The organism is Acinetobacter sp. YH12249 (assembly GCF_013417475.1).
Classification (GTDB): Bacteria; Pseudomonadota; Gammaproteobacteria; order Pseudomonadales; family Moraxellaceae; genus Acinetobacter.
Genome location: NZ_VPDX01000025.1, coordinates 13,283 through 27,333 on the forward strand (window position 1 = coordinate 13,283; position 14,051 = coordinate 27,333).

Genomic DNA, 14,051 nt, shown 5'->3' on the forward strand with positions numbered 1-14,051 from the left:
TGCGTTTACCCCTTAGCGATCCACGTCAGCCATTACGACGTCGATTGTCGCTAAATAAATGATTAAGTCAGATACAAGACTGCCGTTAATCACAGAAGGCATTTGCTGTAAATGCGTGAAAGTTGGTGTACGAATACGGGTACGGTAACTCATGGTTGACTTGTCTGAAGTCAGATAATAAGTCGACGCACCTTTCACCACTTCTGCCATCACAGATGATTCACCTGCAGGCATTACAGGACCCCAAGAAACGCTCAAGAAGTGCGTAATCAAGGTTTCAATATCTTGTAATGTTTTGTCTTTTGGTGGTGGAACAGCCAGCGGATGGTCCGCTTTGTACGCACCAGATGGCATATTCTCTAGACACTGCTTAATGATTTTCAGTGACTGTTCGATTTCACGGAAGTGAACAATCACACGAGCATATGCATCGCCTTCGTACTCAACCGGTACTTCGAAGTCGTAATTTTCATAACCGCTATATGGACGGTATTTACGTACGTCAAAGTCGATACCTGTAGCACGCAGACCAGTACCTGTTACGCCCCATGCCAATGCAGATTTCGCATCGTACTGAGCCACATTACGGGTACGACCCACAAATACAGAGTTTTTCAGTGCTGCAGTGTAGTATTCATTCAAACGCTTAGGCATCCAGTCGAGTAAGTCTCGAACCAGTTTTTCCCAACCATTTGGCAAGTCATGTGCAGTACCACCGATACGGAACCATGCTGGATGCATACGGTAACCGGTGATCGCTTCCACGATGTCATACACTTTCTGACGGTCAGCGAACATATAGAATACTGGGGTCATACCGCCGGCATCCTGAATCGCAGTACCGATGTACAGCAAGTGGTTATTGATACGGAACAATTCCGACATCATGACACGGATACATTGTGCGCGGTCTGGCACAGTAATGCCTGCCAATTGTTCCACACCCATCACATACGGCATGTTTTGAGCACAACCACCCAAATAGTCCACACGGTCAGTATACGGAATGAATGAATGCCAAGTTTGACGTTCAGCCATCTTTTCCACACCACGGTGGTGATAGCCGATATCTGGCACACAGTCTTTCACTTCTTCACCATCCAACTGCAAAATTACACGGAACGCACCGTGCGCAGACGGGTGGTTAGGACCCAAATTCAGGAACATGAAATCTTCATCTGCATTACCGCGCTTCAGACCCCAGTCTTCTGGCACGAAACGTAGATGTTCCTGTTCAAAGTCCTGCTTGGCTTTGTCTTGAATATACGGAGTATATTCAGTCGCACGTGCAGAATATTCTTTACGTAGCGGATGACCTTCCCAGTAGGTTGGCAACAAGATACGACGGAGCATTGGATGCCCTTCGAAATTGATGCCGAACATGTCATAAGCTTCACGCTCATACCAGTTCGCATTTGGCCAGATATTCGTTGCGGTCGGAATATTCAGATCGCTGTCGCTTAATGCAACTTTAATACGAATGTCACAGTTACGCTCTAAAGATAATAAATGATAGAACACTGTGAATTCTGACGCAGGCAAACCGTCACGGTGCGTACGTAAACGCTCATCTACTGCAGACAAGTCGAATAGCATCACGTATGGACGTGGCACGGTACGCAAGAACATCAATACTTCTTGTACACGTGCGCGCTCAACCCAAACTGTCGGGAAATCCTCGAAAGTTGTTTGCACAAAGAAGTTCTCACCAAACTTGGTTTTGAGCTCTTCAATGATGGCAAATGCTGGGCGTGAATCAACTGCTGTTGATTCTGGCATAGCAATGTCAGTTTCAGCCATTGGCTTGGCTTCCTATTTAATACAAATTCAGTCAACCTAAACGACAACTACACCCATAGCGGGTGCACAACAAAAAACTGGTCGTTTAAATTATTTAATTTCATCCATAGAGCGTAAGTTCTTCACAGCCACACGCTGGTCTTTCTTACGGTCACGTTCCGGCATCATCTTTGGCTTATACACTGGCTTAAGATCATCACCGATTACCGCAGACAGCGGACGACGCTCTAATTGAATTTGGTCTTGTAACAGCATTAATGCCTGGATCAATGCTTCAGGACGTGGTGGGCAGCCCGGAACGTATACATCTACCGGAATAATCTTATCCACACCTTGTACGACTGAATAAATATCGTACATACCACCTGAGTTCGCACACGCACCCATTGAAATCACCCATTTCGGTTCAAGCATCTGTTCATACAGACGTTGAATTACCGGAGCCATTTTCACGAAGCATGTACCTGCTACAATCATCAAGTCTGCCTGACGCGGTGAAGCACGGATAACTTCGGCACCAAAACGTGACAAGTCATGTACACCGGTCAAAGTCGTTGCATATTCAACGTAGCAGCAAGATGTACCAAAGTTAAATGGCCAAACTGAGTTCTTACGACCCCAGTTCACTGCTGTGTGCATTACATCCTCTAGGCGAGTCATGAACACATTTTTATTCACTTCTTCTTCTAGAAGCGGATCTTCTACAACGATACGCTCTTGAAGTGGATATTCATCAGCATTCGGATTCGCACGGGTTAATGTATATTTCATCCCGAGTTACTCCTTATCAGAGGGTTGAACTTGTGATTTTTTCACAAGACCAGATGATTGAGCTGGGATTTGACCAGTTGGATCCATAACCAATTCTTCAACTGAGTTGAAGCGCGTAATTTCTGCAAGATCCATATTTGGCGAACCAATTTTAGCTTTGTATCCTGCTGCTTTACGTCTGTCTGAAGGTGCCCAGTTCAGTGCGCCTGTCGATAATTCGTAAACCAAACCAACAAGTAAAACCAAAATAAAGATAGCTGCAGTTGCAAAACCAATCCAACCTACTTCACGAACAGAAGATGCCCATGCATACAGGTAAAGTGCTTCGAGGTCGAAGACTACAAAGAAAATTGCAACTAAATAGAATTTCGCAGACAAGCGGATACGAGCTCCACCTGCGCTGACTACGCCTGACTCAAACTGCTCCTGCTTGGCACGGCCCCATGATTTACCCCCGAGGAGTAATGGGACAGTGAGCATAAAGACGCATAAAAATGTAACGCCGATCACGAAGGCAATAATTGCCCATTCGTATGGAGTAATGGCACTCATGCGGGGATAACTCCTGGCAGGCCGATTTATTAACAAAGAATGTATGTATTGGCCTTCAAATACACCAAACACAAAATTAATCCCGCCAATTGTACCTGATTTTGGATTTCACTTGCTAGTTTATAAGCCTTAGTCTTTTGGATGATTTTTTAGACATTCCTAATTTTATTCTGGCTTTAAGCTCATAGAATCTCAACCGATCGTTTTTTTAAATTAAAGTTTAAATTTCCATTATTTTTTTCTAAACCCAGATAGACTTTTAAAGCCCTGCTTAATTAAGCCTCACTCCTTGTACAGTGGCTGGCTACCCACCCAATGAAACGAAACTTATAAAGAATCAATCAAAAACATTTCACCTTTGCATAATGCCTCGAAAAAATCAGTGTGTTTTTAAAAGATGTTTAACATGAATGTTGTCATTCAATTAGAAGCCTGCCTTTTCTACCCGCTCTCGGTAAACCTAAAAAGAGCAATTGTGTATTTTTGCAACACGTCCAACAGTTTGATTCAGATTATGATATTTCTATTTTTAAACACACTATGACATTTATAAAGTAACAATAAGGAGTCCATGCATGTCTCTACGATTTACCCATAAACCTGATTATTTTTTCTTTGCTCAATTATTGATGCGACATGTAGAAAGCTATATCCAAAAACATCAGGATGCCAGCAATGCAATCTTTGACTTAGGGGATATTCATAAACTTTTCCAGACAGACTATGCCTCTTCCAGCATTAACCTGGACGGTATTATGAATATTGCCGATGAGTACAAGCTTGAAACCTTATCTGGTGACCAGAAGCTAATCCAAAGCTATCAGGTAGATGTTAAAAATAACAAGCTACTGATCAACTTCAATTCTGATGCCTTAAACAGCCTGAAAGAAGGCAAGCCACTGATTGAACCGGATGCTACCATCCATGAATAATCCCCTTTAAATAGCCATAAAAAAACGATACCTATGTATCGTTTTTTCTCACCTAAACTCTTATTCTGACTGATCTGACACTTCAGCTTTTTCCAGCTTTTCGATCGGTTTTTGCTTGATTTTTTTACCGTAACGGCTGGCTGGCCAAATCATGATAAAGCGTGCACCACCCAGTGTCGGACTTTGATCGACCTGAATCTCTCCACCAAACCAGTAAGCAATCCGGCTGACAATAGACAAGCCCAAACCATACCCCCCTGAAGCACGGGTACGACTATCATCCAGTCGGGCAAAAGCTTCAAAGATACGGGCGCGGTCAGCTTCTGGAATCCCCGGACCATCATCTTCTACACAGATATACGCCATGCCCTTAGCATCTAGTCCGCCGCTGATCAGGATTTTCTGCTCACAGTAGCGTACTGCATTACCCACCAGATTTTGCACCACACGATGCAGGTAACGTCGTTCAGCTTCTACGGTTACAGGTACTGGCATTGGCAGCACTTCAACTTCTTTGCCAGTTTTTAGAGCATCTGTTTCGACGGCCACCTGCTCCAACACTTCAAACAGATCAATATCTTCAAATTCAATTGAAGGCATGCCCTGTTCCAGTTTGGCATAGGTCATGATTTCATCGATCAAGGTATTTAAGGCCTCAATATCCTTATCAATCTGCTCAACCTGCTGCAAGCGATAATCATAGTCGTCTTCATCTGCCATCATTTCCACAGCAAAACGGATACGGGCAACCGGTGTACGCAGCTCATGCGATACAGCACGCATCAATTCACGCTGCGCTTCAATCAGGCGCTGAATATGGTCCGACATATTGTTATAGCTGGAAGCCAGCGTCGCCATCTCATCACTACCCTCTACTGGAAGACGCAATGACATGTTCCCGGTTTTCATCTTATTCAGGGCATAGCTCACTTCTCGCAGTTTACGCTGCATTGGCACCAGCAGACCATAAATCCCCAGACTTAAGACAAACAGGCTCAGTAAGGTAATCCCGGCAGCTAACTGGAATGGCATCCAGTTAAATAACGGCACTGGCCCCATCACCAGCACTTCAGACGTCGAGCTAGGAATAGGAGAAATGATCGAAATTGTAGTGCCGCGAATTGAGGCACTATCACGATATAAAATAATGCTGTGATCCAGACGCAAACGTCCGATCTGCTCGGAATCTAGTGGCAGGCTCTGGACATTTTCGATCGAGATTGGATAAGAGAAATAGTCCTGAATTCGCTTCAGGTATTCTTTTTCCTGACCTGGGTAGTACACCAGATAGTCCAGAATAAAGACCGGTAAAGCCTTCATCTGACGTTCAGTAATATTATCCGCCTTAATATAAAGATAATGACTTGGATCATCGCGTAGCCCAATGACAATATAAGCTACCCCAGTTTTAGCATCCCAACGCACGACTGCCTTACGGTCAGCCAGACGTCGACCTTCCGCTCGGGTAATATCCACTTTACTGGCTTCGACATAGTAGATCGGCAATTCCAACAGATCAGACGCATCTGAAACCCAATCCATCTTTTGCTGCAGATTAGGCTGTCTCGCAACCCCCTCACTGATGATATATGCCATACCATTAGTCAGGGATTCACGATACTCCTGCGCACGCTGGTAGTTGATGATCTGTACCAGCAGATAGCTGAATACTGCCACCAGGACCACAAGCATGACCAGGCCTGCGTATATCCGCAAAAATATACTGTGTTTAAACACCTATTAATTATCCTGTTTATTCAGGCGGCTAAAGGCACCGATTAGATACCGTTAGTTTCTTTGACGAATAGATAACCTTTACTACGTACTGTTTTAATACGTTTTGGATTTTCAGGATCGTCACCAATTTTTGGACGAATGCGCGAGATACGCACATCAATTGAACGGTCTTGGCCGTCATATTCGATGCCGCGTAGACGCTCGAAGATATCTTCACGTGACAGGATGCGGCCCGCATTTGAAGCCAGCAGCCACAACAGGTCATATTCTGCACTGGTAAAGTCAACCAGCTCACCATTCAAGGTCACTGAACGACCACCATTGTCGATCACCAGGTCATCAAATTCGATGCGCTGAGCCACTTCATCTTCAGGCACCTTGTCGGTACGACGCAATAAAGCACGAATACGAGCCAGCAGGACACGCGGCTGAACCGGTTTAGCGACATAGTCATCTGCACCCATTTCCAGACCTAAGACCTGATCCATATCTTCAGTACGTGCAGTCAGCATTAAAATCGGTTGATGATAATGTGGACGAACTTCACGGCAGATGGTCAAACCATCAGCACCTGGCAACATGACATCTAGAACCACCATGTCTGGTTGCTCAGCAATAATACGACGAATAGCACGGTTGCCATCCGGCTCTACCCCAACCTCAAGACCATTACGAATGAGGTATTCTTGTGTTAAACGAGCAAGACGCTCATCATCTTCAACAATTAGAATTTTAGGTAACTTTTCTTCTTGGCTCATGTGTTGCCCCTTTATTTGATGGACGTATGCTACGGACGTATCCTTTTGAAATCCAATAGATACGTTTTTAATATGCTTGCAATATACACACGTTTACATTGTAAACAAGATAGCGTTCACCAAACCAATACATCAAAGTAGCATTTTGTAATATTTTATCGTGCACATTTCACTCGAATGTGCATTTAACTACCGTTTGTCGGCTTATTTGCATCGATTAAAGCTTAATCTGAACAAAATGTGACTAGTTGATTCAGGCCTTTTTAGTTATCCACAATGTTATCTATAAGCACTTTTTGCCAGCTTTGATATGCTATGCCTTGCCGGATAAGGCTTATGCAAGAATCAATAAAAATTGGGATCTTTTTGCAAAAGATTAAGATAAAACTTCAGAAAAATATTTAGCAAAATGTCAATATTGATCTACCCTAAATTTTCCCGTATCTTGTGTTCAATTAATTTTATAACCACTAGGTCTTGTGTTTATTCCTCGAACACTGTGGCACGATTTTTGCCCAGTTCAAACGGTCCATAAACATAAAAATAGATGACAATGGAGCTATGCTAACATGAGCGTAATCACGTCCACTCCGGGTCAACTTCAGGTGATTAAACGCACCGGTGATGTTGCCGCTTTTGATGCAGAAAAAATTTCTGTTGCAATTGGAAAAGCATTTTTGGCAGTAGAAGGCCAGCAAAGTGCAGATTCGAGCCGTATACACGACCGTATCGAACAATTAACGGAAATGGTTCTGAATACATTCAAACGCCGTTTACCATCGGGTGGCACGATCCATATCGAAGAAATTCAGGATCAGGTTGAACTTGCGCTGATGCGTACTGGCGAACAGAAAGTTGCACGTGCCTATGTCATCTACCGTGAACAACGTTCTGAAGCGCGCAAACAGTTAGGTGCCAACCATCACCCTACACTGCAAGTCACTGATGCAGAAGGTAAGTTAAAGCCGCTTGACTTAAGCGAATTGACTGCGACTGTGACTCGTGCTGCTGAAGGCCTTGAAGGGATCGACGTACAGGCGATTGTCGATGAGACCGTAAAAAACCTTTATAACGGTGTAAAAGAGTCTGACATCTCTACCACAATGATGATGGCAACTCGTACCCGTATTGAGCAAGAACCTAACTATACTTATGTGACTGCACGTCTGTTGCGTGATGACCTGGTGGCTACCGGTTTAGAGTTCTTGGGTCTATCCACTGATACTAATGAAGGTGATGCACTTGAAACTTTCCTGAAAAAAGGGATTGAGTTAGAGCTTCTTTCACCTGAATTGTTAAACTTTGACCTGGCTAAGCTGGCTGCAGCGATTCAACCAGAACGTTCAAACCAGTTCACTTACCTAGGTCTGCAAACCCTATTTGACCGTTACTTTATCCACTCAGATGGCGTGCGTTTCGAATTGCCGCAATTGTTCTTCATGCGTGTGTCTATGGGTCTTGCCCTGAACGAAGATAACCGTGAAGACCGTGCAATCGAGTTCTATAACTTATTGTCTAGCTTCGACTACATGGCGTCTACGCCTACCCTGTTCAACTCAGGTACGCTACGTCCACAGTTATCTAGCTGCTACTTAACTACAATTGATGATGATCTGTTTGACATCTATGGCGCGATGCGTGATAACGCAATGCTGTCTAAATGGGCAGGCGGTTTAGGTAATGACTGGACTCCAGTTCGTGCCCTGAACTCTTACATTAAAGGTACAAACGGTAAGTCTCAAGGTGTGGTGCCATTCCTTAAAGTTGCCAACGATACTGCTGTTGCAGTAAATCAGGGTGGTAAACGTAAAGGTGCGGTATGTGCATACCTGGAAACCTGGCATCTGGATATCGAAGAATTCCTTGAGCTGCGTAAGAATACGGGTGATGACCGTCGTCGTACTCACGACATGAACACTGCGAACTGGGTTCCTGACCTGTTCATGCAACGTGTATTCGAAGATGCTGAATGGACACTGTTCACACCTTCTGAAACGCCTGATCTTCATGATCTGACTGGTGCAGAATTCGCTGAGCGTTATGCTTACTACGAAAGCATTGCCAAAGAAACAAACATGTTGCACAAGAAAATCCGTGCAAAAGATTTGTGGCGCAAAATGCTGTCTATGCTGTTCGAAACAGGCCACCCATGGATCACGTTCAAAGACGTATGTAACCTGCGTTCACCACAACAACACGTAGGTGTGGTTCACTCTTCTAACCTGTGTACAGAAATCACCCTGAACACCAGCAAAGAAGAAATCGCAGTATGTAATTTAGGTTCGATCAACCTGGTACAACACGTTCAAGGCGGCAAGCTGGATCGTGAAAAACTGGCTCGTACAGTAAAAACTGCGGTTCGTATGCTCGATAACGTGATCGACATCAACTACTACGCAGTTCCACAAGCACGTAACTCGAACCTGAAACACCGTCCAGTCGGTATGGGTATCATGGGCTTCCAGGATGCGCTTTACGAAATGGGTATGGCTTACGGTTCTGACGCTGCGGTTGAGTTTGCTGATGAATCAATGGAAGTGATTTCTTACTACGCAATTTCAACTTCAAGTGACCTTGCTGTTGAACGCGGTACGTATGAAACATTCAAAGGCTCATTGTGGGATCAAGGTATTCTGCCAATCGACTCACTTGACCTGGTTGCGAAAACTCGTCCAGAACGCATGTTTGAAGTAGACCGCACACAACGTCTGGACTGGGACACTTTACGTGCCAAAGTTCAAAAAGACGGTATGCGTAATTCGAATGTGATGGCGATTGCTCCGACTGCAACTATTTCGAACATTTGTGGCGTGTCTCAGTCAATCGAGCCTACATTCCAGAACCTGTATGTGAAATCTAACCTGTCTGGTGAATTCACAGTGATCAACCCATACCTGGTACGTGCGTTGAAAGAACGTGGTCTTTGGGATGCAGTGATGGTCAATGACCTGAAACACTTTGAAGGTTCAGTACAAAAGATTTCTCGTATTCCTGAAGAATTGAAAGCGATCTTTGCGACTGCGTTTGAAGTTGAGCCACGCTGGATCGTAGATGCTGCTTCTCGTCGTCAAAAATGGATCGATCAGGCGCAATCTCTGAACCTGTACATCGCTGGTGCAAACGGTAAGAAACTGGACATCACTTACAAGATGGCTTGGTTACGTGGTCTGAAAACCACTTACTACCTACGTGCATTAGGTGCAACTTCTGCTGAAAAATCAACCATTAATACTGGTGCATTGAATGCAGTTAAACCTGCAACTGTTGCGGCTCCTGTAGTTGCAGCGCCAGTGGTTGAAGAGAAAAAACCTGAAGCGCCTGTAGAGGAAGAAGGTTTCACTCAAGCAGCGCCAGTGCCACAAGCATGTTCAATTGATAATCCTGATTGTGAGGCTTGTCAATAATCTGACGGGTTTCTAATCCACCCCGACCCTCCTTTTTCAAAGGAGGGGGATTTCTCGAAGCAAATGGCGGGATGCAAGTCCCCCTTTGCAAAAGGTGAGCAGCACTGCTGCGCAAGAGGGGGATTCAAATTTTAAAGAGATTTTGTTTTGATTATTACGATAGTCATCACACTCAAAGGTAAGGCAGTTCCTACAGCCAATCCTAAGAGCCAAATTTTAGACATAAAAAAAGGGAATCTTCCTACAGATCCCCTTTCCAGTCTAAGAAGCGAGTTCTTCGACATATTGCTTCGCTAAAAGCAGGTGAATAATCGCCTGATCTCGCAATATCGTCAAGGACTTTTGAGTAACAACTGCCCTAATGATATTTAAGGAGTATGAAAATGGCGGTTTATTCTATAAGTTATGATTTGGTAACACCAGGTCAGAAACATGAAGCTGTGCGGAAGGAAATAAAAAACTTTCCTGATTGGTGTCATGTAATGGACTCTTATTGGTTTATTAGTACAACTTTGTCTAGTGAGCAAATAAGAGAGCGACTTAGAAAACATACAGATAGTAATGATCTAATTCTAGTAATGCCTGCCTCAAAAAATCACTCTGGATGGTTGAGACAAGAAACATGGGATTGGATTAATAAACATATCTAATATGTTTATTTAAAAAGGAAACCTCAATGCCCCATATGACTCACAATTACATGTTAGGACTTGTGGCATTGATCCTTTCCTTTGCCGTTACCTTCTACGCACCGATTGCTTATTTCTGGTTTAAAGTTCGCCAGCAACAGCGTAAACAAAATAAGTAGTGGGGATTTATCTCTGAACAAATTCAGAGCATTCATCGACAAAACTTAATTTTGTTTACACAAATTGAGCGTATAGTAAGACATCTCAGCACTGCTGGATGTCTAATAAAAGATATAAAGCAACTAGAGAGAATTGATATGTCTATCCTAAGTTGGGACGATTTCGAAGATGATTCGCAAAAACCGGCTGCACCTGAACAGCAGCCTACGCCCGTCGAGCCGAAAAAAACGGCTAATCCGCAGATGGTATCTGATGCAAGCAACACATCGTCGAATGTGGCAGCTGCACAACCCGCTGCAGCCCCTCGAAGCGCAGGATCAAATTCAACCGATTCACTGGCAAGAGCATCTGCTTCCCTAGACCAACTGGACGTTGCGCCTGGTCTTGAAGAACTTGAGATGGGCGCACAGCGTGTACAGGTTGATGATAAACGTATGATCAACTGCCGTGCTGACTTGAACCAGTTAGTGCCATTCAAATACGAATGGGCTTGGCAGAAATATCTGGATGGTTGTGCGAACCACTGGATGCCTCAAGAAATCAACATGAACCACGACATCGCGTTGTGGAAGTCTGAAAATGGCTTGACTGAAGATGAACGTACCATCGTGATGCGTTCACTTGGTTTCTTCTCTACTGCGGATTCACTAGTAGCAAACAATCTGGTATTGGCGATCTACCGTCACATCACCAACCCTGAATGCCGTCAGTACATCCTGCGTCAGTCATTTGAAGAAGCGATTCATACGCATGCTTACCAGTACTGTATCGAGTCTTTAGGTATGGACGAAGGTGAAGTCTTCAACATGTACCGCGAAGTCCCATCAGTTGCACGTAAAGCGGCTTGGGGCTTGAAATATACACAATCTCTAAGTGATCCTACTTTCAAAACCGGTACACCAGAAAACGACCAGATCTTGCTTCGCAACCTGATCGCATTCTACTGTGTACTTGAAGGTATCTTCTTCTACTGCGGTTTCACCCAAATTCTGTCTATGGGTCGTCGTAACAAGATGAATGGTGTTGCTGAGCAATTCCAGTACATCCTGCGTGATGAATCTATGCACCTGAACTTCGGTATTGATATGATCAACCAGATCAAGATCGAGAACCCACATCTGTGGACTGCTGAATTCCAGCAAGAAGTGATTCAGATGATCCTTGAAGGCACCATGCTTGAAATCGAATATGCACGTGACACGATGCCACGCGGTGTATTGGGCATGAATGCCGGTATGATGGAAGAATACCTGAAATTTATCTGTAACCGTCGCTTGAGCCAGTTAGGCTTGCCTGAACAGTTTACTGGTGTGAACAATCCATTCCAGTGGATGTCAGAAATGATGGATCTACGTAAAGAGAAGAACTTCTTCGAAACTCGCGTAACAGATTATCAAACTGGTGGCGCGTTAAGCTGGTAAGAAATATCACATAATATATAAAGTATTATGATCAAAAAAACCGCCTAAAATGGCGGTTTTTTTATTGGATGAATGCTTAACTTATTTCATCTTTTCAACGATTTGTTCAGCTTTTTTCAGATGTGTCGCTACCGCAGTACGGGTGTGCGTCAACATGCTTTTTAATTCCGCATTTTTCGCATTTGGAATCAATTGTGTATCCAAAGTGTTCAGGGCTTTACGATGTACTTCAACCTGACTCATCATATAGTCTTTATCGGCTGCAGATGGCTTGCTCAGGTCAGTAACAATCTTGTCACTATCGCTTTGCAATGCCGTACTGAGACTGCTTGCTTGAGGAGTTAATTTTAAACGGTCTGCCAGAGCCTGGCCTTTTTTCTCGTTCGCTGTATGTTCGCTAATCATCATTTGCGCATACTTACGTGCGTCATCTGTTTTAAGTTTTGGCAAAGCTGTTTTTGCCTGTTTAATTTCACCGTTATTGACCGTACTTACAACCTTAATCACTTGGCTCTCAGTTAAATTCATTCGGCTGTCATTTGATGCTTTAGAATTTGCTTGAGCAGCAGTTGAAGATTGCTGATTCATTGCCATCGTTTGACCAGCAGTGAATAGCAATACACCACTCATCGCAACGCAGTTAATCATCTTCTTCATTGGAATAGCTTTCATCATGGCACTCTTTAATGTTTTATTAATTAAAATTGTCTTTATAAAATAGGTGAATTCACTTAAAAACAGTGTAATGTTTAAGTTGTTTTATGAGATCAATATATAAGCATTTATTAACTTAAGCAAAGTCTGTTGGGGATTAGTTTCTTATTCAAACTCTACGTAAAAATTCGCAATATATTTATATTGAATAAAATACTAAAATTAATTAAGTTATTGATTTAAATTCTATTTTATAAATTTCAGTATATTTTTAGCCTTATTAAACTTATCTTAGTTTTGCTCCATTAAATCATTCCTTATTATTCAACAAATTAAGAAAATCTAAATTTAACTAAATTATTTGTTATCGGCTAAATCAACTTCTTATTAATCAGAACTTCTAGCTTTAGATAGTGAAAATTTATTACCTAAATATTTTTATAAAAGCTTGATCTCAAAATAAATTTCCTATGCTACTATCGGCCATATATGAATAATATTTATACAAATCCATAATAGCCAGAAGATAAATAGAGAGGGCTTATGAAAGGTTCCATCCTGGATTTTTCTATTCAAGATAATACGGGTTTTATCACAGGGGATGATAACAACCGCTACAGTTTTAGCGGTGCAGACTGGCGTGGACAACGCCCTCCTTCACGCGGTGACCGGGTTGATTTTATTGTTAACTCAACCGGTCAGGCAGCAGATATTTATCTGGCTTTGGGAAACTCGATTCATCTGGGAGAAAGCATTAGCAATCAGATTAATAAATATTCCAATCTGGATCAGGCTGAAGAGAATTACAGCAGTATCGATTGGTTCGTAAAATGTCTAACCAATTATGCAAACTTTTCAGGTCGTGCACGCCGTAAAGAATTTTGGTTCTTTATGCTGTTTTGTGTAATTTTAAGCATTATTAGTGAAGCCATTGATGCAGTTTTAGGCACCAAACCTTTGGTGAATGGCCTGCTAAATTTAGCGCTTCTGCTCCCAAGTCTGGCTGTAGGGGCACGTCGCTTGCATGACATTGGACGCTCTGGATGGTGGCAATTGCTTGTACTGACAGGGATAGGAGCCATTTTACTCATTATCTGGTGGGCAAGTGATACCAAAAAAGAAAATAATGAATATGGTGCTCCTGACAAGTAATGGAACATTACATATCCCGTCTTGATACGGGATATGTTTATAGATTATTTAATTTAATATC

The 14,051-nt window shown here is 43.0% G+C and carries 12 protein-coding genes; 6 read left to right on the forward strand and 6 right to left on the reverse strand.

Annotated features, from left to right (window positions below; genetic code table 11):
* Positions 1 to 12: 12 nt before the first annotated feature.
* From nuoC to ndhC, 3 genes are all read right to left on the reverse strand, one after another.
* Positions 13 to 1,800: an NADH-quinone oxidoreductase subunit C/D gene (gene nuoC, locus FTV25_RS12605; protein WP_034702039.1), complete on the reverse strand. Its 1,788-nt coding sequence runs from the start codon at positions 1,798 to 1,800 to the stop codon at positions 13 to 15.
* 90 nt (positions 1,801 to 1,890) lie between these two features.
* Complete coding sequence (locus tag FTV25_RS12610; protein WP_004785090.1) at positions 1,891 to 2,571, reverse strand: NADH-quinone oxidoreductase subunit B family protein; 681 nt, start codon at positions 2,569 to 2,571, stop codon at positions 1,891 to 1,893.
* Positions 2,572 to 2,577: 6 nt separating this feature from the next.
* On the reverse strand, positions 2,578 to 3,123 hold the full coding sequence (gene ndhC / locus FTV25_RS12615; protein WP_004785092.1) for an NADH-quinone oxidoreductase subunit A: 546 nt from the start codon (positions 3,121 to 3,123) through the stop codon (positions 2,578 to 2,580).
* Positions 3,124 to 3,698: 575 nt separating this feature from the next.
* On the opposite strand from ndhC, the gene FTV25_RS12620 reads away from it, so the two are divergent.
* Positions 3,699 to 4,055, forward strand: coding sequence for a hypothetical protein (locus FTV25_RS12620; RefSeq protein ID WP_004785094.1), 357 nt, complete (start codon positions 3,699 to 3,701; stop codon positions 4,053 to 4,055).
* Positions 4,056 to 4,115: 60 nt separating this feature from the next.
* Here the strand turns inward: FTV25_RS12620 and bfmS are convergent, their stop codons facing one another.
* Both bfmS and bfmR read right to left on the reverse strand, forming a co-directional pair.
* Entirely contained in the window at positions 4,116 to 5,792 is a 1,677-nt protein-coding gene (bfmS, locus tag FTV25_RS12625) for a sensor histidine kinase BfmS (RefSeq protein WP_034705648.1), read from the reverse strand.
* Between the two features lie 41 nt (positions 5,793 to 5,833).
* Complete coding sequence (bfmR, locus tag FTV25_RS12630; RefSeq protein ID WP_004785097.1) at positions 5,834 to 6,550, reverse strand: response regulator transcription factor BfmR; 717 nt, start codon at positions 6,548 to 6,550, stop codon at positions 5,834 to 5,836.
* 569 nt (positions 6,551 to 7,119) lie between these two features.
* On the opposite strand from bfmR, the gene FTV25_RS12635 reads away from it, so the two are divergent.
* The 4 genes from FTV25_RS12635 (at position 7,120) to FTV25_RS12645 (ending at position 12,184) form a co-directional block, all read left to right on the forward strand.
* Complete coding sequence (locus FTV25_RS12635; RefSeq protein WP_159124296.1) at positions 7,120 to 9,954, forward strand: ribonucleoside-diphosphate reductase subunit alpha; 2,835 nt, start codon at positions 7,120 to 7,122, stop codon at positions 9,952 to 9,954.
* Positions 9,955 to 10,337: 383 nt separating this feature from the next.
* Complete coding sequence (locus FTV25_RS12640; RefSeq protein ID WP_180004035.1) at positions 10,338 to 10,604, forward strand: hypothetical protein; 267 nt, start codon at positions 10,338 to 10,340, stop codon at positions 10,602 to 10,604.
* Positions 10,605 to 10,630: 26 nt separating this feature from the next.
* Complete coding sequence (locus FTV25_RS16135; protein ID WP_005237071.1) at positions 10,631 to 10,762, forward strand: hypothetical protein; 132 nt, start codon at positions 10,631 to 10,633, stop codon at positions 10,760 to 10,762.
* 138 nt (positions 10,763 to 10,900) lie between these two features.
* Positions 10,901 to 12,184 carry a ribonucleotide-diphosphate reductase subunit beta gene (locus FTV25_RS12645; protein ID WP_004785102.1) on the forward strand — a complete coding sequence of 428 codons (1,284 nt, stop codon included), beginning with the start codon at positions 10,901 to 10,903 and terminating at the stop codon, positions 12,182 to 12,184.
* A gap of 81 nt (positions 12,185 to 12,265) precedes the next feature.
* On the opposite strand, the gene FTV25_RS12650 is transcribed toward FTV25_RS12645, so the two are convergent.
* Positions 12,266 to 12,856, reverse strand: coding sequence for a DUF4142 domain-containing protein (locus tag FTV25_RS12650; RefSeq protein ID WP_171505613.1), 591 nt, complete (start codon positions 12,854 to 12,856; stop codon positions 12,266 to 12,268).
* Between the two features lie 525 nt (positions 12,857 to 13,381).
* Between FTV25_RS12650 and FTV25_RS12655 the strand changes: the two genes are divergently transcribed.
* Positions 13,382 to 13,990, forward strand: a complete 609-nt coding sequence (locus FTV25_RS12655) for a DUF805 domain-containing protein (RefSeq protein WP_180004033.1) — start codon at positions 13,382 to 13,384, stop codon at positions 13,988 to 13,990.
* Positions 13,991 to 14,051: the final 61 nt, after the last annotated feature.

What these genes read in the sequence shown, in the direction of transcription:
- FTV25_RS12640 (WP_180004035.1), top strand. Translation starts at nt 10,338, where the DNA reads ATGGCGGTTTATTCTATAAGTTATGATTTGGTAACACCAGGTCAGAAA.
- FTV25_RS12650 (WP_171505613.1), bottom strand. Translation starts at nt 12,856, where the DNA reads ATGAAAGCTATTCCAATGAAGAAGATGATTAACTGCGTTGCGATGAGT.
- FTV25_RS12635 (WP_159124296.1), top strand. Translation starts at nt 7,120, where the DNA reads ATGAGCGTAATCACGTCCACTCCGGGTCAACTTCAGGTGATTAAACGC.
- nuoC (WP_034702039.1), bottom strand. Translation starts at nt 1,800, where the DNA reads ATGGCTGAAACTGACATTGCTATGCCAGAATCAACAGCAGTTGATTCA.
- FTV25_RS12610 (WP_004785090.1), bottom strand. Translation starts at nt 2,571, where the DNA reads ATGAAATATACATTAACCCGTGCGAATCCGAATGCTGATGAATATCCA.
- bfmR (WP_004785097.1), bottom strand. Translation starts at nt 6,550, where the DNA reads ATGAGCCAAGAAGAAAAGTTACCTAAAATTCTAATTGTTGAAGATGAT.
- FTV25_RS16135 (WP_005237071.1), top strand. Translation starts at nt 10,631, where the DNA reads ATGCCCCATATGACTCACAATTACATGTTAGGACTTGTGGCATTGATC.
- FTV25_RS12645 (WP_004785102.1), top strand. Translation starts at nt 10,901, where the DNA reads ATGTCTATCCTAAGTTGGGACGATTTCGAAGATGATTCGCAAAAACCG.
- FTV25_RS12620 (WP_004785094.1), top strand. Translation starts at nt 3,699, where the DNA reads ATGTCTCTACGATTTACCCATAAACCTGATTATTTTTTCTTTGCTCAA.
- ndhC (WP_004785092.1), bottom strand. Translation starts at nt 3,123, where the DNA reads ATGAGTGCCATTACTCCATACGAATGGGCAATTATTGCCTTCGTGATC.
- FTV25_RS12655 (WP_180004033.1), top strand. Translation starts at nt 13,382, where the DNA reads ATGAAAGGTTCCATCCTGGATTTTTCTATTCAAGATAATACGGGTTTT.